The 23,067-nt window shown below is 60.0% G+C and carries 19 protein-coding genes; 14 read left to right on the plus strand and 5 right to left on the minus strand.

Annotated elements, in window-relative coordinates:
- The first annotated feature begins 9 nt into the window (after positions 1 to 9).
- From RCH06_RS05150 to RCH06_RS05210, 13 genes are all read left to right on the plus strand, one after another.
- Positions 10 to 303 carry an antitoxin gene (locus RCH06_RS05150; RefSeq protein ID WP_327080369.1) on the plus strand — a complete coding sequence of 98 codons (294 nt, stop codon included), beginning with the start codon at positions 10 to 12 and terminating at the stop codon, positions 301 to 303.
- Complete coding sequence (locus tag RCH06_RS05155) at positions 300 to 707, plus strand: type II toxin-antitoxin system VapC family toxin (RefSeq protein WP_327080370.1); 408 nt, start codon at positions 300 to 302, stop codon at positions 705 to 707. The genes RCH06_RS05150 and RCH06_RS05155 overlap by 4 nt, the downstream gene beginning before the upstream one ends.
- A gap of 2 nt (positions 708 to 709) precedes the next feature.
- Complete coding sequence (locus RCH06_RS05160; RefSeq protein ID WP_327080371.1) at positions 710 to 4,822, plus strand: Eco57I restriction-modification methylase domain-containing protein; 4,113 nt, start codon at positions 710 to 712, stop codon at positions 4,820 to 4,822.
- A 106-nt stretch (positions 4,823 to 4,928) separates the two neighbouring features.
- The gene (locus RCH06_RS05165) at positions 4,929 to 5,723 is read left to right on the plus strand and encodes a DUF3800 domain-containing protein (protein WP_327080372.1); all 795 of its coding nucleotides are present in this window, start codon (positions 4,929 to 4,931) and stop codon (positions 5,721 to 5,723) included.
- Between the two features lie 262 nt (positions 5,724 to 5,985).
- Positions 5,986 to 7,848, plus strand: coding sequence for a protein kinase domain-containing protein (locus RCH06_RS05170; protein WP_327080373.1), 1,863 nt, complete (start codon positions 5,986 to 5,988; stop codon positions 7,846 to 7,848).
- A 103-nt stretch (positions 7,849 to 7,951) separates the two neighbouring features.
- The gene (locus tag RCH06_RS05175) at positions 7,952 to 8,116 is read left to right on the plus strand and encodes a hypothetical protein (RefSeq protein WP_327080374.1); all 165 of its coding nucleotides are present in this window, start codon (positions 7,952 to 7,954) and stop codon (positions 8,114 to 8,116) included.
- 222 nt (positions 8,117 to 8,338) lie between these two features.
- Entirely contained in the window at positions 8,339 to 9,547 is a 1,209-nt protein-coding gene (gene dapC / locus RCH06_RS05180) for a succinyldiaminopimelate transaminase (RefSeq protein WP_327080375.1), read from the plus strand.
- Between the two features lie 10 nt (positions 9,548 to 9,557).
- On the plus strand, positions 9,558 to 10,385 hold the full coding sequence (dapD, locus tag RCH06_RS05185; RefSeq protein ID WP_327080376.1) for a 2,3,4,5-tetrahydropyridine-2,6-dicarboxylate N-succinyltransferase: 828 nt from the start codon (positions 9,558 to 9,560) through the stop codon (positions 10,383 to 10,385).
- Positions 10,386 to 10,575: 190 nt separating this feature from the next.
- Positions 10,576 to 11,724, plus strand: a complete 1,149-nt coding sequence (locus tag RCH06_RS05190) for a PilT/PilU family type 4a pilus ATPase (protein WP_327080377.1) — start codon at positions 10,576 to 10,578, stop codon at positions 11,722 to 11,724.
- Positions 11,725 to 11,791: 67 nt separating this feature from the next.
- Positions 11,792 to 13,048 (plus strand): succinyl-diaminopimelate desuccinylase, encoded by a 1,257-nt coding sequence (gene dapE, locus RCH06_RS05195; protein WP_327080378.1) that lies wholly within the window; start codon positions 11,792 to 11,794, stop codon positions 13,046 to 13,048.
- A complete protein-coding gene (prmB, locus tag RCH06_RS05200) occupies positions 13,045 to 13,950 on the plus strand; it encodes a 50S ribosomal protein L3 N(5)-glutamine methyltransferase (RefSeq protein WP_327080379.1) in 906 nt (301 codons plus the stop codon). Before dapE ends, prmB begins: the two co-directional genes overlap by 4 nt.
- A gap of 80 nt (positions 13,951 to 14,030) precedes the next feature.
- Entirely contained in the window at positions 14,031 to 16,049 is a 2,019-nt protein-coding gene (locus RCH06_RS05205) for an ABC-F family ATP-binding cassette domain-containing protein (RefSeq protein ID WP_327080380.1), read from the plus strand.
- A 110-nt stretch (positions 16,050 to 16,159) separates the two neighbouring features.
- Positions 16,160 to 16,645 carry a hypothetical protein gene (locus RCH06_RS05210; RefSeq protein ID WP_327080381.1) on the plus strand — a complete coding sequence of 162 codons (486 nt, stop codon included), beginning with the start codon at positions 16,160 to 16,162 and terminating at the stop codon, positions 16,643 to 16,645.
- Between the two features lie 43 nt (positions 16,646 to 16,688).
- On the opposite strand, the gene RCH06_RS05215 is transcribed toward RCH06_RS05210, so the two are convergent.
- From RCH06_RS05215 to RCH06_RS05225, 3 genes are all read right to left on the minus strand, one after another.
- Positions 16,689 to 18,602, minus strand: coding sequence for a propionate--CoA ligase (locus RCH06_RS05215; RefSeq protein WP_327080382.1), 1,914 nt, complete (start codon positions 18,600 to 18,602; stop codon positions 16,689 to 16,691).
- A gap of 459 nt (positions 18,603 to 19,061) precedes the next feature.
- Positions 19,062 to 19,688 carry an isochorismatase family protein gene (locus RCH06_RS05220; protein ID WP_327080383.1) on the minus strand — a complete coding sequence of 209 codons (627 nt, stop codon included), beginning with the start codon at positions 19,686 to 19,688 and terminating at the stop codon, positions 19,062 to 19,064.
- Between the two features lie 120 nt (positions 19,689 to 19,808).
- Positions 19,809 to 20,273: a DUF2721 domain-containing protein gene (locus RCH06_RS05225; RefSeq protein WP_327080384.1), complete on the minus strand. Its 465-nt coding sequence runs from the start codon at positions 20,271 to 20,273 to the stop codon at positions 19,809 to 19,811.
- A 144-nt stretch (positions 20,274 to 20,417) separates the two neighbouring features.
- Between RCH06_RS05225 and RCH06_RS05230 the strand changes: the two genes are divergently transcribed.
- Entirely contained in the window at positions 20,418 to 21,158 is a 741-nt protein-coding gene (locus RCH06_RS05230) for a glutathione peroxidase (RefSeq protein WP_327080385.1), read from the plus strand.
- A 13-nt stretch (positions 21,159 to 21,171) separates the two neighbouring features.
- Here the strand turns inward: RCH06_RS05230 and RCH06_RS05235 are convergent, their stop codons facing one another.
- Together RCH06_RS05235 and RCH06_RS05240 are read right to left on the minus strand one after the other, a co-directional pair.
- Positions 21,172 to 22,440, minus strand: coding sequence for an Hsp70 family protein (locus tag RCH06_RS05235; RefSeq protein ID WP_442799599.1), 1,269 nt, complete (start codon positions 22,438 to 22,440; stop codon positions 21,172 to 21,174).
- Complete coding sequence (locus RCH06_RS05240) at positions 22,437 to 22,961, minus strand: hypothetical protein (RefSeq protein ID WP_327080386.1); 525 nt, start codon at positions 22,959 to 22,961, stop codon at positions 22,437 to 22,439. The genes RCH06_RS05235 and RCH06_RS05240 overlap by 4 nt, the downstream gene beginning before the upstream one ends.
- Between the last annotated feature and the right edge of the window lie 106 nt (positions 22,962 to 23,067).

Consider the following 23,067-nt stretch of genomic DNA (forward strand, 5'->3'; position numbering starts at 1 on the left):
GAGTTTGCCATGCCAGCAACTGCAAAAGTTTTTTCGACCGGCAACAGCCAGGCGGTGCGCCTGCCCAAGGCGTTTCGGGTCGATGTGGCTGAAATGTGGATCACCAAAAACGAGGTGACGGGCGAGATCACCCTCAAGCCCAAAAATGAAGACCAGCGCCAGCGCAATCTGGCGGAACTGCTGCGCTTGATCAAGGAATCCCCTTTTTCAGAAGATTTCATTCCTCCGCGCGAGGATGCCTGGGCGCGTGACCCGTTCGCGGACTGGGTTGAACCGTCGCCCGACGAGGGTGCCAAGCTGTGACCCCTTATTTGCTCGACACCAACATCCTGAGCTATTTTTTAAGGGACAGTCATCCGGGTCTGTATGCGCGCATGGCTGAGGTGCTGGACCGCAAGGAGGCGGTTATCTCTGCCATTACCCGCGCTGAAGTGCGATTTGGCCAGAGCCGCATGACGCTGCAAGACAAACGGCGTCGGCGCATTGACCTGCTGCTGGAGCAATTGCCCACATTGCCCTGGACACAAGCGGCAGCCGATGCCTATGGCACTTTGAAAATGCAATTGCAAAGCATGGGACGGCCCATTGGCGAACTCGACACCCAGATTGCCGCCCACGCGCTGGCCGAAGACCTGATTTTGGTCACCCACAACACCCGCCACTTTGAAAAAGTGCCGGGTTTGAAACTTGAAGACTGGATGATTTGAAGATGAGCAGCCCACAATTCCTCGGCAAGCTTCAATCCGCGCTGCAAAACCTGGCTACTGGCGACCTGCACGCCAGTGCCACTGCCCTGCTGGCCACGCTGGGCTACACCAGCCCCAAGACGCTGGACCTGCCCACTCAGCCCCAAGCTTTTGTCCACGAAGTGGAAAACCTTCTGGGCGACAGCCAACAACTGAACCCCGTCAACGCCAAACTGGCCGACTGGAAAAGCGCCGCCTTTCTGTTCCAGCTCACCAACGACGAGTTGCCAGCGCTGGCCGCCGGGCAAGCCAACTTGCTTGACGGCGGCAGCGTGCAGACCTGGCAGGTGGAAAGCTTCGTCTTTCTGGCGCTGGATTTAAAACCCGGCACCTGGAGCCGCACCCGGCTGGCCGCGCTGACACGCGAAGTCAACCGCCTGTTCCCCATGCCAGCGATTTTGCTGTTTCGCCATCCCGGCGAAGACGGTGCGCCGCTGCTGTCTATTTCCGTGATTCACCGCCGCGCCAACAAACGCGACAGCGCGCTGGACGTGGTTGAAGGCAAGTTGTCCCTCATCAAGGACATTGACCTCCAACAGCCCCACGCCGCCCACCTGCGCATTCTGGAAAGCATGGCGCTGACAGAAGTGGACACCAAGTACATTCCGTCCAGCTTTGAAAAGCTGTACGCAGCCTGGCTCAAGGTGCTCGATGTCAAGGCGCTCAACGACCGTTTTTACAAAGACCTGGCCGAGTGGTATTACTGGGCGATTCGCAAAAGCACCGGCGTGGAGTTTCCCAAAGGCCAGCCGCTTGACGATTCAGACGACCCGGCCACCAGCGGCCGCCCCACGGTCGCCCTGATTCGCCTGCTGACCCGGCTGATCTTTGTCTGGTTCCTGAAGGAAAAGCGCTTGGTACCCGCCGAGCTGTTTGACGAAACCGCGCTGGGCAAGCTGCTCAAAATGCCGCCCGACCAGCATGGCGCGCAGGGCAACTACTACCGCGCCATTTTGCAAAATCTGTTTTTCGCCACACTCAACACTGAAATGACAGACGTGGACGAAAACGGCCACAAGCAGCGCGTCTGGCGCGAAGCCGCCGGCTTCAAGCGCATGGACAAATACCTGATTCACACGGTTTACCGCTACAAAAGCGAATTCAAGGACGCTGACCGTGCGCTGGCCTTGTTCAAAAAGGTTCCATTCCTGAACGGCGGCCTGTTCGAGTGCCTGGACAAGCTGGTCACGCCCGAAGACTTGCAACGCGATTCGACACTGGCCGCGTTGGTCGCAGCCGAAGGCAAGCAAACCGTGTTGCGCGTCGATGGCTTTTCGGAACGCGCCGACAACGCCATGCACATTCCCAACGCGTTGTTCTTTGGCGAGGGCACCGACGAAGTGGACCTGAACGACGTATTCGGCACCAAAAACCGCAAGTACAAGCCACGCGGCCTGCTGAAGATTTTTGACAGCTACAAGTTCACCATCGAAGAAAACACGCCCGTCGAAGAAGAAGTGGCGCTGGACCCGGAACTGCTGGGCAAGGTGTTTGAAAACCTGCTGGCCAGCTACAACCCCGACACCCAAACCACCGCCCGCAAGAAAAGCGGCTCCTTCTACACCCCGCGCGAAGTCGTGGACTACATGGTCGATGAAGCCCTGGTTTGTTACCTCGAAAGGCCTCTAGCGCAAGCAGAACGGGCGCAACCAGCTATTCAATCGATAGCAAACGGATTGCTCGACCTGGACGACGGCCCCGGCGATCTGAACTTTGCCGCCGAATTACGCCCTCTCCCTCTGGGAGAGGGCGGGGGTGAGGGCCTCCCCGCACGCTCCCCCGACAGCCAAAACACGCAAGCCCGCCTGCGCCGCCTGCTCAGCTACCGCCACACCCGCCACGATTTTTCAACCGTCGAAACGCACACGCTGATGGCCGCCATCGAGCGCCTTCGCGTGCTCGACCCGGCTTGCGGCTCGGGCGCTTTCCCCATGGGCATGCTGCAAAAGCTGGTGGCCGTGCTGCGCAAGCTCGACCCCGACAACGTACTGTGGAAAGGGCAAAACCGCGCCCCGCTGGCCGAGCGACTCGCCAGCGCCAAAACGGTGCCAGACCCGTCTCTGCGCGACGAGCAAACCACCACGGCCATCGCCACGCTGCAAAAGTTCGATGCCGACTTTGCCGACCCCCACTACGCCGACTACACCCGCAAGCTCTACCTGATTGAAAAGTGCCTGTACGGCGTGGACATTCAGCCCATTGCGGTGCAGATTGCCAAGCTGCGCTTTTTCATCAGCCTGGTGGTCGAGCAAAAGCCCGGCAACCGCCAGCTCACGCCGCTGCCCAACCTGGAAACCAAAATCGTCGCCGCCAACACATTGCTGCCTATTCCGCGTGGCGGTAGCGGGCAGCAGGATTTGCTGGCCAACCCAGCGGTCGCCGAAAAAGAAACCGAGTTGCGCGACGCCAACGCCAGCCACTTTGCCGCCAAACGCTTTGCCGACAAACGCAAGCGCAAGGAACGCATCCTGCGTCTGCGCGACGAGCTGGCCGCCCTGCTCCAGTCCGAGCTGACGCTCAAACCCGGCGACGCCGAACGCATGACCGCCTGGGACCCGTTCGACCAGAACCGCCATGCCGGTTTCTTCGACCCCGAATGGATGTTTGGTTTTCAAAGCGGTTTTGACATCGTCATCGGCAACCCGCCCTATGTGCGGCAGGAAGCCTTCAAGGACGACAAGCCCCAGCTCAAGCCGCACTACGCCACCTACAGCGGCACGGCCGATTTGTATGTGTATTTTTACGAGCGCTCGTTTCAGCTGCTCAACCCCGGCGGCTGCTTGAGTTTCATCACCAGCAACAAATGGTTTCGCGCCAAATACGGCGCTGACCTGCGCCAGTACATGGCCACGCATACCGAGCTGCGCCAAATCATTGACTTTGGCGACGAAGCCGTGTTTGACGCGTTGGCCTACCCGACCATCGTGATTGCCATCAAGCGCGACAAACCCGTGGCGCTGATGGATGCCCAAAACGAGGTGCTGGTGCTGAACTGGGACAGCCAGAACCCCGACTACCGCGTCAGCGACTTTCCCGACGTGTTTGCCGCCGAGCGCTTTGCCGTGCCGCAATGCGAACTCAAGCCGGGCGGCTGGCAACTGGAGCCGCCGCGCAAGCGAAAGTTGCTGGAGCGGCTGCGCAAAGCGGGCCAGCCGCTGGGGGAGTATTGCAAGGGACGGTTTTACTACGGCATCAAGACCGGACTGAACGAAGCCTTTGTCATTAACCAGGAGCAACGCGATGCGCTGGTGGCGCAAGACCTGAAATCGGTGGAAATCATCAAGCCGTATTTGAAAGGGCGAAACATTAAACGCTGGAGTATTGAGCCAGATGACGAGTTTCTGGTCTATGCATATCGAGGCGTAGATATTAAAAATTACCCCGCTGTGCTTACGCACCTCCAGACCTTCAAGACAAAATTGATAGAAAGATCTGGTGAACAGCAATGGTACGAGTTGCAAGCGTCGCCCGCAGACACTGACCGTTTTACATCCCCAAAAATTATTTACCCTGACATTGCCACTGGTCCTCAGTTTGCTTGGGATAAGGATCAATTTTTTTCAGCCGATACAACATTTATGATTCCGAATGCTGAAAAATCGACGCTCGGCATTCTCAATAGCAGTGTTACTGCATGGTTTTTTTCGCAAATCAGTCCGAGCGTAATGAACAGCTATTTCAGATTTAAATCACAGTATTGCCAACAAATTCCTATTCCGCCTACCAACACGCAACAGGTGGATGTACTGGAATGCATCGTGGAAGCCATCACCGCTGGCACCCGCCGCCCCGAATACGAACGCCTCCTCAACGGCCTGGTCTATGAACTCTTCTTCCCCGAAGACCTGCACGCCCAAAGCATCCGCCTGTTCGACGCCTGCGCCGCCGCCGGTATCTGCACGGGCATGAATGCCAAAGCCCTGGCCGCAGAAATCTTTCACCCCCGCCACCCGATTTGCGGCCAGTTGTTCGAGTTGCAGACGCTCGAAGTCGTGCGCCTGATCGAAAACCAACCCCCGGCCCCGGAATCTGCCTCGTTTTTTGAATCAAATCAGCCTCTAGCGCAATCTGTATAAGCGCAAGCAGCTATTAAATTCATAGTAAAAATGAAATCTAAACTCGTTAAACCCGACCCCGCAGCCCAGCCCTGCGGGCTAAATTTCGCTCGATGGATACGGTTCAATGTCAAGTAGTTTCACCGCCTATATAGACGAGTCCGGCGACGAGGGCTTTGTGTTCCTGCCTGGCGAAAAGGGCAGCAGCCGCTGGCTGGTGCTTTCAGCCGTGGTGTTTCGCAAATCCAAAGACTTGGAAGCCGTGCGGGTGATGCGCGAGGTGCGTGCTTTGCTGGGTAAAGACCCCAAAAAGGCGCTGCATTTCCGCGAAATGAAGCATGAGCACCGGGTGCCGTATGTACGGGCACTGGCTACGGCGCCGATTCGCACGGTGAGCGTGCTTATTCACAAACCCTTCATCACCGAGCCAGAAAAATTTCAGAGCGAGGCGTTTCGCCTGTACCGCTATGCAACCCGTTTGCTGGTTGAGCGCGTGTCGTGGCTGTGCCGGGACACCCGAAAAGACAATGAAGGTGACGGCAGTTGTGAACTCATCTTTTCAAACCGCAGCGCCATGTCTTATGAAGACCTGCGCAACTACCTGTTGCACCTGAAAGACAAGCCTGGCACCGACGCGCGAATTGACTGGAACGCCATAAAGCCCGAGCAGGTTCGCGCGGTAAATCACGACCAATTGGCTGGGTTGCAAATGGCTGATGCAGTAGCTTCAAGCCTTTTTTTCGCGGTGAATTTGACGCAGTACAGTGAGGTTGAAGACCGTTATTTCAGGATGCTGCGACCCACTATCTACCGCCATGCGAAATCTGGCGAGCTGGGTTACGGTTTGAAGTTTTGGCCGGGTAGCCTGGAGGCACTTGCTGAAAACATGACTCATCTAGCCAGCTTTCTGCCCCCAAAGTGATGCTTGTATAAAACAAGCACCCAAAAAAATGCAGGCCCCAAGTTCGAGTGTCCCACCCATTCGGGCTGCCAGTGTTGCCACTGGCCTCTACAAACCTTGCGCTTGCCTGCAGTTTCTATTTTAGCCAACTAAACAAAAAAAGTGAAGCTCGCTAAATTATGGGAAACCCCGGAGAGGCAACGCAAAGGCACCCAGTGCAGGAAAAACTGCCCCTCGAAGGTGGTAACCCAGCCTCTGAAGGTGGTAAGCGGAGCTTGCCACCTTGCTCGGCAAAGACCTCAAGTACCTGCGCAACAAGCACTTGTCAGCCATGGTTCAGGCGGGTGAGCTGGTCTTTCAATTCACCGAATCACAGATTACAGGCTTACCAGTTGCCAAAAACCCGATGAAACTTGATGCCAACCAACTCCTTGACCACAAATACTGGCTGCTGCACGCCTTGGGCAATGGCGGATTTGGCGAGGTTTGGCTTGCTCAGGATACGGTGCTGGGAGATCACCACGTCGCGATCAAATTTCTAACGGCTTGCAGTCCCGACCAAGACAAAGCATTTCTGGTTGAAATGCGTGCGCTGGCGGGGTTGAACCTGCCGGGCATCGTGACTTTTCATCACCATTTCCGCCATCAAAAACAACTGGCTCTGGTCATGGCGTATTGCGCAGGTGGCAGCCTGTTGCAGCGGCTGCGCGACAGGCTGCCAGAGGATGCGCAGGGTTGGGTCAATCAGGTGGCGGACTGGATGCTCCAGCTCTGCGAAACGCTGGCTGTCGTTCATGCGCGGGGCTTGGTGCATCACGACATCAAGCCTTCAAACATTTTGTTGCGCGATGGCATGGCCGTGATTGCGGACTTCGGCATTGTGAACACGACGGGCGGCACCGTCATTTACAGCTCGCCCGGTAAAGGCTTGGGCCTTGCCCGTCGGGATGATGCACGGGAAGATATTTATGCCTTGGGCGTGACACTACTGGAACTCTTGAACCGTGCGCATCCGTGGAACGCATTGACGGGCGAAGCATTGGAGCAAGCCAAACACCTTCGCACCTTGCCAGCCGGTTTGAACCAGCCGACGTGGTTGATTGAGATTGCGCTGAAGGCGATTCACCCTGAAGCTGAGCTGCGTTTTCAAACCGCCGCCGACATGGCTGCCGCGCTACGTGCCCGCAGTGTGCCGGTCAGCGTGGATCGCAATGCCATGAAGGCGCACCGGGCGGTGCTGGCGGGGGAGCAGGCGTTAAAACGCGGTGCCTGGCGCAAGGCGGAACAAGCAGCTGCGGGCGCGCTGCGGCTCAGTCCACGTTTGCCAAGTGCTGTCTTGCTGGCGGGCCGCATCAAACTGCTGCAACATCAAACCGATGCGGCTTTTGACATTCTCAAAGATGCTGCCCACGGCCCCAGCCGAAACCTGATGGGCGTGGAGCTGGGCTGGCTTTACTTGCAGCGTGGCGAAATGGCGATGGCGCTGTCCACGCTGAGCGATGAAGTCACCCGCAATCCTTTGAATATCGAAGCGCATTGCCTGTTGCTGGAGTGCTATTGGAGCGTCAGGCGTTTTGACGAAATGAAGCATCTGGCTGAAATTTTGCGGGCGGAAAAATGTGACAACTCGGCCATCGAAAACGCGGGCCTTCTGGCGCGGCTCGGGCTGCGGGAGCTGGATCCTGACTGGTTGCAAAAGCAACTGGCCCGCGCCAAAGGCAGCCCGTTTTCGATCTACAACGCCCAGGTCGCTTTGGTGGGGCCGCAAGCGTTGGGGGGCTGGGACTGTTTATTACAGAAACTGGTGTTTCAGGACTTCCGCTTTGGCGTATCCGCTGCCAGTAAATCGACGAACACAGTGATGGTTGAATATCAGGGCAACAAGGTGGCGTTCACTGACAAGCTGATTTCGATTGGAAAACTGGCAGGGAATAGTTTGCAGATTGATTCACCATCGACCAGTCGGCGGCATGCCGTGATCGTGAATATGGGGAACGAAGTCTGGCTTCACGATTTGCACAGCACCGTTGGAACATGGGTTGATGGCATCCTGGTTCGTGGAAAGCAGCCGTTGCTGGGCGTGCATGACGTGAAAATTGGCCGTGTTCCGCTGCGAGTGTGGTCGCGCGAGGATAGGGTTGTATGAAAATGGCCCTGCGCACCGTTTTTCAAGCCAAATCAACCTCTAGCGCAAGCTGCGTATGTACAAGCAGCTATTAAATTTATAGTAAAAACACTCAGCCTTACTCATGAAACAACCGTCCGACATCAAGCAGCGCATCCGGCAGGCCCAGACGCGGGCGGTGCTGGCGGTCAAAGCGGAGCTGATTCGCCTGTATTGGGAAATCGTGCAGATGCTGGACGCCCATTTGTGCCACAAGCTGCGGCACAAATGGGCGTTGCTGAAAAGGTGATAACCCAGCATCTAAAGGTGTTCGTAAACTCTCAGTTTTTAAGAGCGTCGTCCCCGCGAAGGCGGGGAACCAGCAACACGGACTGAAACGCTCAAACAAGTCTGGATTCCCGCCTGCGCGGGAATGACGGCCGACTCAAGCCCGCAAGAGCTGCAAACCAGCCTGCCCAGCATCGAGCAGATTGAACGGGAGCCGGGGCGCCGTCAGAGATAATCGCCCCCCATGAATCCCCTGCTTTCCCGCCTTCAGCCTTACCCCTTCGAGCGGCTGCGCCAGTTGCATGCCGATGTCACGCCCAACCCGGCCTACAAACCCATCAGCCTGGGCATTGGCGAGCCGCGCCATGCCACGCCGCAGCTCATCAAGGATGCGCTGACCGGCAGCCTGGCGGGCCTGGCCAGCTACCCCGGCACGCTGGGCGAGCCCAAGCTGCGCCAGACCATGAGCGACTGGCTGGCCCGGCGCTACGGCGGGCTGAAGGTGGACATGGCGACGCAAATCCTGCCGGTCAATGGTTCGCGCGAGGCGCTGTTTGCGCTGGCGCAAACCGTGATTGACCCGAGCCAGCCGGGCGCGACGGTGGTCTGCCCGAATCCGTTTTATCAAATCTACGAAGGCGCGGCGCTGCTGGCCGGCGCGCAGCCGTGGTTTGCGCCGAGCGAGGCGGCGCGCAACTTTGGCATCGACTGGGCGGCCGTGCCTGAATCGGTGTGGCAAAAAACCCAGCTGCTGTTTGTCTGCTCGCCGGGCAATCCGACCGGCGCGGTGATGGGCCTGGACGAGTGGAAACTGCTTTTTGAACTCAGCGACCGCTACGGCTTCGTGATTGCCTCGGACGAGTGCTACAGCGAGATTTATTTCCGTGACGAGCCGCCGCTGGGCGGACTGCAAGCGGCGGCACAACTGGGCCGGATTGATTTCAAAAACCTGATCTCGCTGACCAGCCTGTCCAAGCGCAGCAACGTGCCCGGCCTGCGCAGCGGTTTTGTCGCCGGTGACGCGGCGCTGATCAAATCGTTTTTGCTCTACCGCACCTACCACGGCAGCGCCATGAGTCCCATCGTGCAAACCGCCAGCATTGCCGCCTGGGCCGATGAAGCGCATGTGGTGGACAACCGCGCCCAGTACCGCGAAAAGTTTGCGCAGGTCACGCCGCTGCTGGCGGGTGTGATGGACGTGGCGCTGCCCGACGCCGGTTTTTACCTGTGGGCGGCCATTCCCGAGGTGTTCAAGGGGTCGGACACCGCGTTTTCGCGCGAATTGCTGGCTCTTTACAATGTGGTTGTGTTGCCCGGCAGTTACCTGGCGCGCGATGCGCAGGGCGTTAACCCGGGTGCCGGGCGGATTCGCATGGCGCTGGTGGCCGAAACTGCCGAATGCGTCGAAGCGGCGCAGCGCATCGTTCAATTCATTCAATCCAAAGTTCATTGAAAAAACCAACATGACTCAAGACAATTTGCAAGCCATCATCGACGCCGCCTGGGAAAACCGTGCCAACCTGTCGCCTTCTGCCGCGCCCAAAGAAGTGCTCGATGCCGTCGAATTCGCGATTGAGCAACTCAACACCGGCAAACTGCGCGTCGCCACCCAGCAAGGCGTGGGCCAGTGGACGGTGCACCAGTGGCTCAAAAAAGCGGTGCTGCTGAGCTTTCGCCTGAAAGACAACGAACTCATGCGCGCCGGCGAGCTGGGTTTTTACGACAAGGTGCCGACCAAGTTTGCGCACCTGAGCGACCAGGAAATGCGTGCCACCGGCGTGCGTGTGGTGCCGCCGGCGGTGGCGCGGCGCGGCAGCTACATTGCCAAGGGCGCGATCCTGATGCCCAGCTATGTCAACATCGGCGCTTACGTCGATGAAGGCACGATGGTCGATACCTGGGCCGCCGTCGGCTCGTGCGCGCAGATCGGCAAAAACGTGCACCTGTCGGGCGGCGTCGGCATTGGCGGCGTGCTGGAGCCGATGCAGGCCAACCCGACCATCATTGAAGACAACTGCTTCATCGGTGCGCGCTCCGAAGTCGTCGAAGGCGTGATCGTTGAAGAAAACTCGGTGCTGTCGATGGGCGTGTACATCGGCCAGAGCACGCCGATTTATGACCGCGAGCTTGATACCGTGAGCTATGGCCGCATTCCGGCCGGCTCGGTCGTGGTGTCGGGCAACTTGCCCAAGGCCGGCGGCAAGTACAGCCTGTACTGCGCGGTCATCGTCAAGCGCGTGGACGCCAAGACCCGCGCCACGACCAGCCTGAACGACTTGCTGCGCGATTGAGCATGCCCCCACGCTTGTCGCTTCGCGTACTGCGCTGCCCCCCGAGGGGGCGCTGCGCCTGCGGCCCGGCAAAGCCGGTTCCGCGGCCCCTGCTGGGCTGGAGCGGGCCGCTTGCTTACCTTGATGCGCACGTTGCGCCTGCAGCGTGTTAACGCAGAGCCCTTGAATCAACTCTGACGAAAGCTGAACCATGAGCATGATGGAAAGAATTCTGCGTTTGATGGTGGACAAGAAGGCGTCTGACGTTTACCTGTCGGCCCATTCGTCCGCCCTCATCAAGATCAACGGGCAAGCCATCCCCATCAACGCGCAGATTCTGCCCGCCGATGCGCCGCGCAACCTGCTGGCCGAGGTGCTGCCGCCCAAGCGGATTGAAGAACTCGAAGAACTCGGCGAGCTCAACATGGGATTGGCGGTGGAGGGCCTGGGCAATTTCCGCATCAGCGCATTCCGGCAACGCAGCAGTTATGCGGTGGTCATTCGCTACATTCCCACCATCATCCCGCCGCTGGCCAGCCTGAAGCTGCCGCCGGTGCTGAGCGAGCTGATCATGGAAAAGCGCGGCCTGCTGCTGATGGTGGGTGCCACCGGGGCCGGCAAAAGCACGACGCTGGCCTCGATGATCGACCGGCGCAACGAGACCGTAGCCGGCCACATCCTGACGATTGAAGACCCGATTGAGTACTCCTTCATCAACAAGAAATCGGTCATCAACCAGCGTGAAATCGGCAGCGACACCCAGTCGCTGCAGGTGGCGCTGAAAAACGCGCTGCGCCAGGCGCCCGACGTGATCATGATCGGCGAGATTCGCGACCGCGAAACCATGTCCGCCGCGATTGCCTATGCGCAGTCGGGCCACCTGTGCCTGGCCACCATGCACGCCAACAACAGCTACCAGGCGCTCAACCGCATCCTGAGCTTTTACCCGGTCGAAGTGCGCCCCACCATGCTGGGTGACCTGGCCGCTGCCCTCAAGGCCATCGTCTCGCAGCGTCTGCTGCGCACCAGCACCGGCGCGCGCCTACCCGCCGTCGAGGTGATGCTCAACACCAAGCTGGTGTCCGAGCTGATCGAGCGCGGCGACTTTTCCGGCGTCAAGGAGGCCATGGAAAAATCCATGGCAGAAGGCTCCCAGACGTTTGAGAAAGATATTGCCAAATTGATTGGCGAAGGCGCAGTGACGCGCAAGGAAGGCCTGCTGCATGCCGACTCGCCCACCAACCTGATGTGGCGGCTTGAAAACGACTTTACAGCGGCCAAAACCCGTTCCAACGCAGTCGTGGCCGACCCGGATGATCACCCTTCATTTACTGAAATCACGCTGGATGTGAGGCATTGAAAATGCCTGCCCGCACGCTTTTCACTGCGTTTAACTTTCGGCCCCTTCGGCTGCGACTGCCCTAACTATGTCCCGAACACTCCTGCTGGCTGAACAGCTGATTTCCCGCCCTTCCATCACCCCTGACGATGCGAATTGTCAGGCCATCCTGATGGCACGGCTGGTGCCGTTGGGTTTCACATGTGAAACCATCGTCAGCGGCCCCGAGAATTTTCGCGTCACCAATTTGTGGGCTAAATTTGAAGGTTTTAGCCCCTCTGTGCAAGCTGAACGGGCACAGACAGCTATTGAATCCATAGCAAATTCCAGCTTTTCAAAAGCTCCGGTCAAGACGCTGGTTTTTGCCGGCCACACCGACGTGGTACCGACCGGCCCGCTGGAGCAGTGGCACAGCCACCCGTTCACGCCCACCCACCGTGCGGGCAAACTGTACGGACGCGGCGCGGCTGACATGAAAGCATCGATTGCCGCCATGGTCGTGGCTGTCGAGGAATTTCTGGCGGTGCAGCCCCAACCCGCCTTGTCCATCGCCTTCCTGATTACCAGCGACGAAGAAGGCCCCGGCATCGACGGCACGGTGGTGGTCTGCGAGCAACTCAAGGCGCGCGGCGAGGCGCTCGACTACTGCATCGTTGGTGAACCCACTTCGGTCACGCAGCTCGGCGACATGATCAAGAATGGCCGGCGCGGCACGCTGAGCGGCAAACTCACCGTCAAGGGCGTGCAGGGCCACATCGCCTATCCGCATCTGGCCAAAAACCCGATTCACCTGTTTGCACCGGCACTGGCCGAACTGGTCACCGCCCGCTGGGACGAAGGCAATGATTTTTTCCCGGCCACCAGCTGGCAGGTGTCCAACATGCATGGCGGCACCGGCGCCACCAATGTCATTCCGGGCGACCTGACGGTGGACTTCAACTTCCGTTTTTGCACCGAATCAACGCCCGAAAGCCTGCAGCAGCGGCTGCTGGCCATTTTGAGCAAGCACCAGCTGGAATACGACCTGAAATGGACGCTGGGCGGCCTGCCCTTTTTGACCACGCCCGGCACGCTGGTCGAGGCGGTGCGCGGCGCAATCCGGCAGGAAACCGGCCTGGACACCGCGTTGTCCACCACCGGCGGCACCAGCGATGGCCGGTTCATCGCCAAAATCTGCCCGCAAGTTATTGAACTGGGTCCGATCAACGCCACCATCCACCAGATCAACGAGCATGTCCTGGTGGCATCGCTCGACCCGCTGAAAAACATTTACAAGGGCGTTCTGGAACGCTTGGCAGGCTTGGACGTTCCGGCGGAATCCAGCGCTTGCGCCACCACGCCATGACATCAGTCAACCCTGAGCTCACCGTTCTTGCGCTGATCGAACACATGGCTGACCGGCTGGAAGCGGCTGGCTTGACCTTTTCCGACGGCTTCGGCCACGGCACGACCAATGCCTTCGATGAAGCCGCCTGGCTGGTGCTGTGGAAGCTCGGTCTGCCGATTGACGACCTTGATGCTTGTGAAAAAATGCCGGTAGCGCCCGCAGATCAAGCGCGGGTCGCTCTTCTTTTTGACGAGCGTATCAACAGTCGCCAACCTGCCGCCTACCTGACCAACGAAGCCTGGCTGATGGGCGTGCCGTTTTATGTCGATGAGCGCGTGATCATTCCGCGCTCCTTCATCGCCGAGCTGCTGGTTGAGGGCAGCATTGACGACTGGCTGAGCGACCAGACGCAGCGCGTGCTCGATTTGTGTACCGGCAACGGCAGCCTGGCCGTGCTGGCCGCCATGGCCTACCCGGAAGTGGTGGTGGACGCCGCCGATATCAGCCTGGATGCGCTGGCCGTGGCGCGCATCAATGTGGACCGGCACCAGCTGGCTGATCGCATCACGCTGATTGAATCGGACGGCTTGGCCGATTGCCCCGGCGGCTACGACCTGATTTTGTGCAACCCGCCGTATGTCAATGCCGCCAGCATGGCCGCCCTGCCGGCTGAATTTCGGGCCGAGCCCAGCCTGGCGCTGGCGGGCAATAGGCACGGCGGCAGCGACGGCATGGACTTCATTCGCAGCCTTTTTCTGACGATTGCCGCGCAAATGAACGAAAATGCCGTGTTGGTGCTGGAAATCGGCAACGAGCGCGCGAATTTTGTACGCGCTTTTCCGCACCTGGAGCCGCTCTGGTTTGAAACCAGCGCCGGCCCCGACCAGGTTTTGCTGCTGACGCGGGAACAGCTGGCTTGACCCTTGGCTTCTATTTCAGACCGCAAGCGCTTTGCCGGGCGCGCTGCGGTCTGATCCTATTTCTTCAGTCTGTTAATTAAATGATTACCCTTAAAAACGTGGTGCTGCGTCGCGGCTCCAAAGTGATTCTCGACAGCGCGTCTGTCACCCTGAACCCTGGCGAAAACGTCGGTCTGGTGGGCCGCAACGGCGCGGGCAAGTCGTCGCTGTTCGCCATGCTCAACGGCACGCTGCACGAAGACGGCGGTGAATACTACATTCCGGCGCAATGGAAGATGGCGCAGGTCGCGCAGGATATGCCCGAAACCGAGCAAAGCGCCACCGACTACGTGATCGAAGGCGACGTGGTGCTGCTGGCCGCGCAAACCGAGGTCGATGCGGCCGAAGCCAGCGGCGACGGTGACCGCATGGCCCACGCCTACATGGACTTGTACGACTCGGGCGCGCACGATGCACAGGCACGCGCGCAGGCCTTGATTCTGGGGCTGGGCTTCAAGCTCAACGAACTCGACAACCCGGTCAACAGCTTTTCGGGCGGCTGGCGCATGCGCCTGCAATTGGCGCGCGCGCTGATGTGCCCGTCGGATTTGCTGCTGCTGGACGAGCCGACCAACCACTTGGACCTGGACGCGCTGGTCTGGCTGGAAGCCTGGCTCAAGCGCTACCAGGGCACGATGCTGGTCATCAGCCATGACCGCGAATTTCTGGATGCCGTGACCGATGTGACGATGCACATCGAAAGCGCCAAACTGACCCGCTACGGCGGCAACTACAGCAAGTTTGAAGACCTGCGCGCCGAGCAGATGGCGCTGCAGCAAGGCGCTTTCAACAAGCAGCAGGACAAGATAGCCCACCTGCAAAAGTTCATCGCCCGCTTCAAGGCCAAGGCCAGCAAGGCCAAGCAGGCGCAAAGCCGCGTGAAAGCGCTCGACCGTATGGAGAAAATCGCGCCATTGCTGGCCGAAGCCGATTTCACCTTCGAGTTCAAGGAACCGGCGAACCTGCCGAACCCGATGCTGTCGATGCAAAACGCCTACTTCGGTTACCCGGCCCCTGAAGACGCGCCCGAAGGCACGCCGCCCACGGTCATTGTGCAAAACGTCAGCAAATCGGTGCTGGCCGGCCAGCGCATCGGCATTCTGGGCGCCAACGGTCAAGGCAAGTCGACGCTGGTGAAGACCGTGGCGCGCGCGCTGGCGCCGATTGAAGGCGAGATGACCGAAGGCAAGGGCCTGAACATCGGCTACTTTGCGCAGCAGGAACTCGACGTGCTGCGCCCGGCGGACAACCCGCTGGAGCACATGATCCGGCTCGTCAAGGAAGTCAGCGCCGCCGGCAAGATGGGCAGCCAGCCGACCCGCGAGCAGGACTTGCGCAGCTTTCTGGGCAACTTCAACTTTGGCGGCGACATGGTCAAACAGTCCGTCGGCTCCATGAGCGGCGGCGAAAAAGCGCGTCTGGTGCTGTGCATGATCGTCTGGCAACGGCCCAATTTGCTGTTGCTTGACGAGCCGACCAACCACCTGGATTTGGCCACGCGCGAGGCGCTGTCGATGGCGCTCAATGAGTTTGAAGGCACGGTGATGCTGGTCAGCCATGACCGCGCCTTGCTGCGCGCCGTGTGCGACGAGTTCTGGATGGTCTCGCGCGGCGGTGTCGAACCATTTGACGGCGACCTGGACGACTACCAGCGCTATTTGTTGGATGAAGCCAAGCGCATGCGCGAAGAAGCGAAGAAGTCGAACAACAGCGCCGCCACCCCGGCCGCTACCAAAAAAGTAGCTGCCAGCGCAGATGCAGCAAGCGCCACAGGCACTTTTGAGGCTAAAAATTCGTCTGGCAAGAAAGAAGACGCCCAGCGCCGCCAGCAGCAGCTTGACGCCGCCAAGCCGCTGCGCAAGGATCTGGAAAAAATCGACCGCCAGATGCTGAGCATGAACAGCGAAAAATCCAACCTGGAGACGCTGCTGACCACCTCCAAATCGCCGGCAGAAATTGCCCAGGCCGGCAAGCGCCTCAAGGTGATTGAAGCCGACCTGGCCAAGCTGGAAGAGCGCTGGATGGAAGTGACGGAAAAGCTCGAAGCCGTCGCCGCCTGAAACGCCACAGACCGAGCCGGTGATTGGCTAGAGGCGATGGCTGACAAGCCTTGCCGTGTGATAAAAGCCATTGCACGCAAGACGCCACCCCATGAAAGGTTTTTTGAACCATGCCTACTGCCCTGCAACTGGCCGCTGACGACGCGGCGCTTCAATCAGCGGTCATTCGCAGCCGCAAGCTGCTGCACAAGCGCGCGATGTTCGCTGCTGTTGCCAGCGCTGTGCCGGTGCCCGGCCTGGACTGGGCGGTGGATGCGGCGCTGCTGTCCAAACTGATTCCCGCCATCAACAAGGAGTTTGGTCTGGCGCCCGAACAGATCGACCAGCTCGACCCGAAAAAACGCGAGCAGGTGCAAAAAGCCGTGGCCATGGTCGGCTCGGTGCTGGTGGGCAAATTCATCAGCCGCGACCTGATCATCAAGGCGACTACCCGGATTGGCACGCGCATGGCGACCAAGCAGTTGGCCAAGTACATCCCGCTGGCCGGCCAGCTCGTGGCGGCCAGCGTGGGCTATGCTGCCATCCGTTACTTTGGCGAGGAGCACATGAAGGACTGCATCCGGGTGGCCCAGCAGGCGCAACTGCGGTTGAACTGAAGCGGCCCGTCTACCGGAACCAGGCCGCACCGGAAACCGCTGCTTAAACGGTTTCCATCCGGTCCCGGATCTGCTGCAGGGCGCCCGGATCATCCATGGACGTCAGGTCACCGGCATCGCGGCCTTCGCACACCGCCTGAATCACGCGGCGCAGCAATTTGCCACTGCGCGTCTTGGGCAACGCTGTCACAAAACGAACCCGCGCCGGCCGGGCCACTGCGCCCAGGTCACCGTCCACGCGTTTCATGATCTCGGCTTCCAGCTTGGCGCAGGCTACGCTGTCGCCCATCACGCCGGAATCCTTCAGCACCACAAACGCCATGGCGACCTGGCCCTTGAGCCCGTCGGCCACGCCCACCACCGCCACCTCGGCCACCTGCGCATGGCCGGAAATGCTTTCCTCGATCTCGCGCGTGCCCAGGCGGTGACCAGCGACGTTGATCACGTCGTCGGTGCGGCCCAGGATGAAGAAGTAGCCGTCCGCGTCGCGGATGCCCCAGTCAAAGGTGCTGTACACCAGCTTGTCCGGAATGCTCTTCCAGTAGGTGTTGACGAAGCGCGCATCGTCTTGCCAGATGGTCTGCATGAAGCCCGGGGGTGTTGGGCCTTCGATGACGACCACGCCTTTTTCGCCAGGCTTGGTGAGTTCTTCGCCGGTGGCTTCGTGCAGCAGCTTGACGTTGTAGCCGTACATCGGAACGCCGGGGCTGCCGAATTTACTCGGCTTGGGCTCAACACCGTTGGCAATCGTCAGAATCGGCCAGCCGCTTTCGGTCTGCCAGTAGTTGTCGATGATTGGCACGTTGAGGCCTTCGCTGATCCAGCGCGCCGTCGGTTCGTCCAGCGGCTCGCCAGCCAGAAACAGCGCACGCAGGCTCGACAAATCGTATTTCGTCAATAGCGCGGGGTCTTGCTTTTTCAGCACGCGCACGGCGGTGGGCGCGCTGAACATGACCGTGACCTTGTACTTTTCGACCAGTTCCCACCAGATGCCGCCATTGGGCTTTTTGTCCATGCCTTGCGTCGGCAGGCCTTCGTACATGATGGTCGCCATGCCGGCAATCAGCGGGCCATAGACGATGTAGCTGTGGCCGACGACCCAGCCGATGTCGCTGGTCGAGAAGAAGGTTTCGCCCGCCTTGCCGTCGAAAATATGCTTCATGCTGGCGGCCAGCGCCACGGTGTAGCCGGCGGTGTCGCGCTGCACGCCCTTGGGCTTGCCGGTGGTGCCGCTGGTGTAGATGGTGTAGCTGATGGCGGTCGAGTCCAGCCATTCGCACGGCACTTGCGCGTCGAAATGCGTGGTGCGCAACTCGTTCCAGAGATGGTCGCGACCCTCCACCAGTTCCATCTTGGCCAGGCCCCGGTCGGCCAGCAGCACGGCGCCCGGCTTGTGGCTGGACAGGCGAATCGCCTCGTCGAGCAGCGGCTTGTACGGCAGCGCCTTGCCACCGCGCGAGCCGCCGTCGGCGCTGACGATGACTTTCGGTGCGGCGTCCTCGATGCGCGACGCCAACGAGCCGCTGGCAAAGCCGCCGAACACCACGCAATGGATGGCGCCGATGCGCGCGCAGGCCAGCATGGCAAAAGCCGCCTCGGCAATCATGGGCATGTAGATCAACACGCGGTCGCCTTTTTCGACACCGAGCGCCTTCAGGCTGGCGGCCATACGCTGGACCTCGGCATGCAGGTCGGCGAACGTGTAAATTTTCTCGGTGCCGGTTTCGCTGGAAACGGCGATCAGCGCGGCCTGGTCGGCGCGGTCTTTCAGGTGTCGGTCGACGGCGTTGTGGCACAGGTTGGTCAGGCCGCCTTCATACCATTTGACGAATGGCGGGTTGTCGTAGTTGCAGACGCGATCAAACGGCTTGTGCCATTCGATCAGCCCCGCCTGTTCGGCCCAGAAGGCATCGGGCTGATCGATAGACTGGCGGTAAAAGTCGGCGTAGCGGGTCATGGGGTTCTCCGGGTTTTGCAGAGGCTTCGCCCATTTCATTTCCCGTTCGATGCAAATCGAAAACCACCCTATCGCAGAAGGCTTTTATTGCATTGAAGGAACTTGAACAAGCGGTGTCTCCGGGCGATGGGCGCGTGCCTGAAACGTTAAAACTGAATTCATAATTATGAACAACGGTCTTGCGGCAAGCTGACGGCGACGCACCCAAGCGTGCGAGTTGCGGCTATTCGCTCTGTTTTTAATAGCTGACAACGCCCGTTGCTATTGCGCAAGGACTGTTTTTTATGCTGAAAATTGATTTTTCAGCTGCTGCGCTTCAGCATTGCGGCGTTTCGGTGCCCCATCGGCGGCCCGGCCCGCTGACGCCGTTGCCCGTTGCGTTGTATAGGGCGGGGCGAGGCGCTCAAGCGGGTAGCGCTGGGTGCGATAACAGCGCCATCGCGCTGATTCGCGCCCTTATTATTTGATCAGCGCCAGCAAATCCCTGAAGGCTAGGTGTTCACAGGTACGCGCCCATTCAAAAGCCACCATCTCGGTCGTGACCAGTTCCGCGCCGGCACCGGCCAGGCGGTCAAAGGCGGCGTCACGGTTGCGCTCGCTGCGTGAGCTGCAGGCGTCCGTCACGACCCACACGTCGAACTCTTCTTCCAGCAGTTCCAGCGCCGTCTGCATCAGGCAGACATGGGCTTCGCAACCGGCGATGACGATCATGCTGCGGCCTTCGTCTGGTTGGGACTCGGGTGGTTTTTGCATGTGCTTGGGCAGACTGCGGGCGTTGCCGCCTTGGGCCGGCTTGCGCACGGGCGGGCGCAGCCACTCGACCAGGCCATCAGACGCGGCGCTGAAATGCATCTTGGCCATGGTTTTGCCGCCGGCAGAATCAATGGCCGCCTGCAACTCGGGCAGGTTCTGGCCGAGCTTTTCGGGGTTTTGCGCCGTGCCCCAAACCGGTACGTCCATGAGGCGGGCCATGCGCGCCAGCCGCAGCGCATTGGCGACCACCATTTCATTTTCAAAAATCACCGGCATCAGGCGGGTCTGGTAATCGATCAGCACAAGTTGGGAGTCGTCGGCATCTAGCAGCATGGTTATTCCTTAGGGTTGGCGGCCATTATCCCTGCCCTTGCGGGGGGTGACGGCGGCGGTGGCGCGCTAGCAGGGGCTTGACGAAAGCCTGTCGCCCGCCAGCGGCGCGTCATGAATTTCTCAGGATTTGGCCGGCTTGGGCAACTCTGCAAACTTCAGCAGATGCGTCGCCAGCAGGGTTTCAGTCAAAAAGCAGACCAGCGCCGACAGGAAACACACCACACCAGCCAGAAAGCAGACGGTGGCGATCTTGAAAATCGGCAGTTCGCTGGTTTCGCCCAGGAACAGCAAGACGATGGTGGTGCCGATCAAAATGGCACAAAACGTCAGCAAGGCCAGGCAGCCATTGACCAGCCAGCCCCGGTGCCTGAGCCGGCGCAGTTCGTCATAGATCTTGGCGGCGCGCACGGCTTCGATCACACCGGTTTCAAGCCGTCCCTCAAGAAACCTGGCCCGGTCGATGATGCGCGCCAGCCGCCCGGCCACGGCGCCGATCATGCCGGATACGGCAGTCAGCAAAAAAACCGGGGCGACGGCCAGTTGTATGCCGTGGCTCACAGAAGAAAGGTCGGTCGCAAAATTCATCCGGGCTCCGCTGCATGAGGTAATGGGCGGTCATTCTCCCATGCCAAGCGCGCGGTTTTGGCCATCACAACGCAATGCACGACCTGTCATGGCACACTGCCGGGCCAACACTTTTCGTGTTTTACCTCTCTACCAAGGATCACCATGCTGCCCAACAAAGAAGGACAACACGTCCCGCAAGCCACCTTCAAAACCCGCAAGAACGACAAATGGGTTGACATTACCAGCGCCGATCTGTTCGACGGCAAGACCGTCGTGGTGTTCTCGCTGCCCGGCGCCTACACGCCGACCTGCTCGTCCACCCACCTGCCGCGCTACAACGAACTGGCCAACACCTTCAAGGCGCATGGCGTTGATAACGTGGTGTGCATTTCGGTCAACGACGCCTTCGTGATGAACGAATGGGGCCAGGCGCAGGAAGCAGAAAACCTCACGCTCATCCCCGACGGCAATGGCGAATTCACCGAAGGCATGGGCTTGCTGGTGGACAAAAGCAGCCTGGGATTCGGCAAGCGCTCATGGCGCTATTCGATGCTGGTCAAAAACGGCGTGATTGAAAAAATGTTCATCGAGCCTGAAAAAGAAGGCGACCCGTTTGAAGTGTCCGATGCCGACACGATGCTCGGCTACCTCGCCCCGGGCGCGAAAGCTCCCGAGCCGATCACGGTGTTCACCAAGCCCGGCTGCCCGTTTTGCACCAAGGCCAAGTCGCTGCTGCGCGAAGCAGGCCTGCGCTTCGAGGAAATCTCGCTGGGCAATGGCATCACGTCGCGTAGCCTGTACGCGGTAGCCGGGGCAGGCACCGCACCGCAGGTGTTTTGCGGTGGCCAGAAAATCGGCGGCTCTGAAGATCTGGAGGCCTGGCTGGCACAACGCGGTCAATAATCCGCCTTGCAACTTACGAGAACTTGCGCTGGGCGTCCAGCGCAAGTCCGGCACCGATGCTGCCGAACAAATCGCCTTCAACGCAACGGGCCTGCGGCGTCAGCGCCAGCACCCGTTCGCGCAGCAAAGGCACACCGCTGGAGCCGCCGGTAAAAAATACCGTGTCAATGGCCGACGCCGTGATGCCGGCATCCACCAGCAGGCGGGAAACCGTCTGCTCTACCGAGGTGACCAGGGCATCAATGGCGCGGTCGAGTTCAGCCCGGTGCAGCGTCACCGTCTCGCCAGCGGCAATGCGGCCGATGTCGATGTGCGCCACCGACGCGCCGGACAGGGAAATTTTGGCTTCTTCGACCTGCAGCGCCAGCCAATGGCCGGCCCGTTCGCGCACCAGACTTTGCAGTCGTTCCAGTTTGGGTTTGTCGGCGGCATCGCGGTGCAGTTCGGCAAGTTGCGCCCAGGCCTTGCGGGTGTAGGCCTGGTTGATGGTGTGCCAGGTCGCCAGGTTGAAATAAGGCGACGAAGGCATTTCGCGTCCGCTTTTAAGCAGGCTGCCCAGCCCCAGCATGGGCATCATGCTGGCCAGGCTCAGCGCCTTGTCAAAATCGGTGCCGCCAATATGCACGCCGCCACTGGCCAAAATGTCATCGCGCCGCTCAGCGCGGCCGGCACGCTCGGGACCGACGCGGATCAAGGTGAAGTCGGACGTGCCGCCGCCAATGTCGACCACCAGCACCAGCTCTTCGCGCGAAATCTGCGACTCGTAGTCAAACGCGGCGGCAATCGGCTCGTATTGAAAAGCGATGTCACGCAGGCCCGTCTTGCGGGCAATCTCTTCGAGCGTGTCTTGCGCCCGCTGGTCGGCGCTGGCGTCGTCATCGACAAAAAATACCGGACGCCCCAGCACGGCACGGGTGAATTCACGGCCAGCGGCCCGTTCGGCCCGGCGCTTGAGTTCGCCAATGAACTGCGCCAGCAAATCCTGAAACGGCACCGCACGGCCCGCCACCTCGGTATGCTCGTCCATCATGGACGTGCCCAGCAGGCTTTTGAGCGAACGCATCAGCCGGCCTTCGTGGCCGTCGAGGTAATCGGCCAATGCGGCGCGGCCATAACTGACATGGGCGTCTTCAGCATGAAAAAAGATCACCGAAGGCAGCGTCAGCTTGTCATCTTCGAGCGGCAACAGGGCGCGCTGCCCGGGCCGGCTCCAGCCTGCGGTGGAGTTGGACGTTCCAAAGTCAATGCCGCAGGCGGCCACGGGCAAAGGCATGGCGCTCATCGTTCGGCCGTCTTGCTGAAGCCGTTTTCTGCCCAGGTCACGGCGCTGGCGCGGTTCAGCTTGAAGGAAGGCGGCACCTGCACTTCGGCCAGAAGTTCGCCAGTGTCGTCATGGGCGCTGAGCACCGCATGCGGATGCTCTTCATCCGGAACGATGTCGAGCGACACGGTGATGCGTGCGGCGTTGGCTGTCACGGTGATGCGCTGGTGCAGCGTCGCGTGCAATTGCTGCTCATGCCGGCGCACAAACTCCGAGGCCGTTTTCACCAACGTATTGAAGGCGTTGACATCGAGCGGCTTGGGATTTTTCTTGTCGCGCCCCATGGTCCACGGCCCGATCAGCGCCGGCTCGGGTTCGCCGTCCTTGATCATGGCGACGGCCCAGCCATCGTCGTCTTCGTTCTTGAGCACGCGGGCAGTCCAGCCGTCGCCGCACCACAGGCGCGGCTCCTGGACTTTGGGACTATCGCTGGAAAAAAGGTCGGTGGCCGGTTCAGGCGTCGGGAGGCGGGGATCAGTCAAGGCAGTGGCACTCAGGTCAAAAATCGCGCCCTGAAAAAAGGCGGCGCAGGATGGGATGCGGATTTTACTGTTGGCGGGACGGCCCCACATCGAAAGTGCCGGACAG

The sequence above is a fragment of the Polaromonas sp. CG_9.5 genome (assembly GCF_035984465.1).
GTDB lineage: Bacteria > Pseudomonadota > Gammaproteobacteria > Burkholderiales > Burkholderiaceae_C > Polaromonas.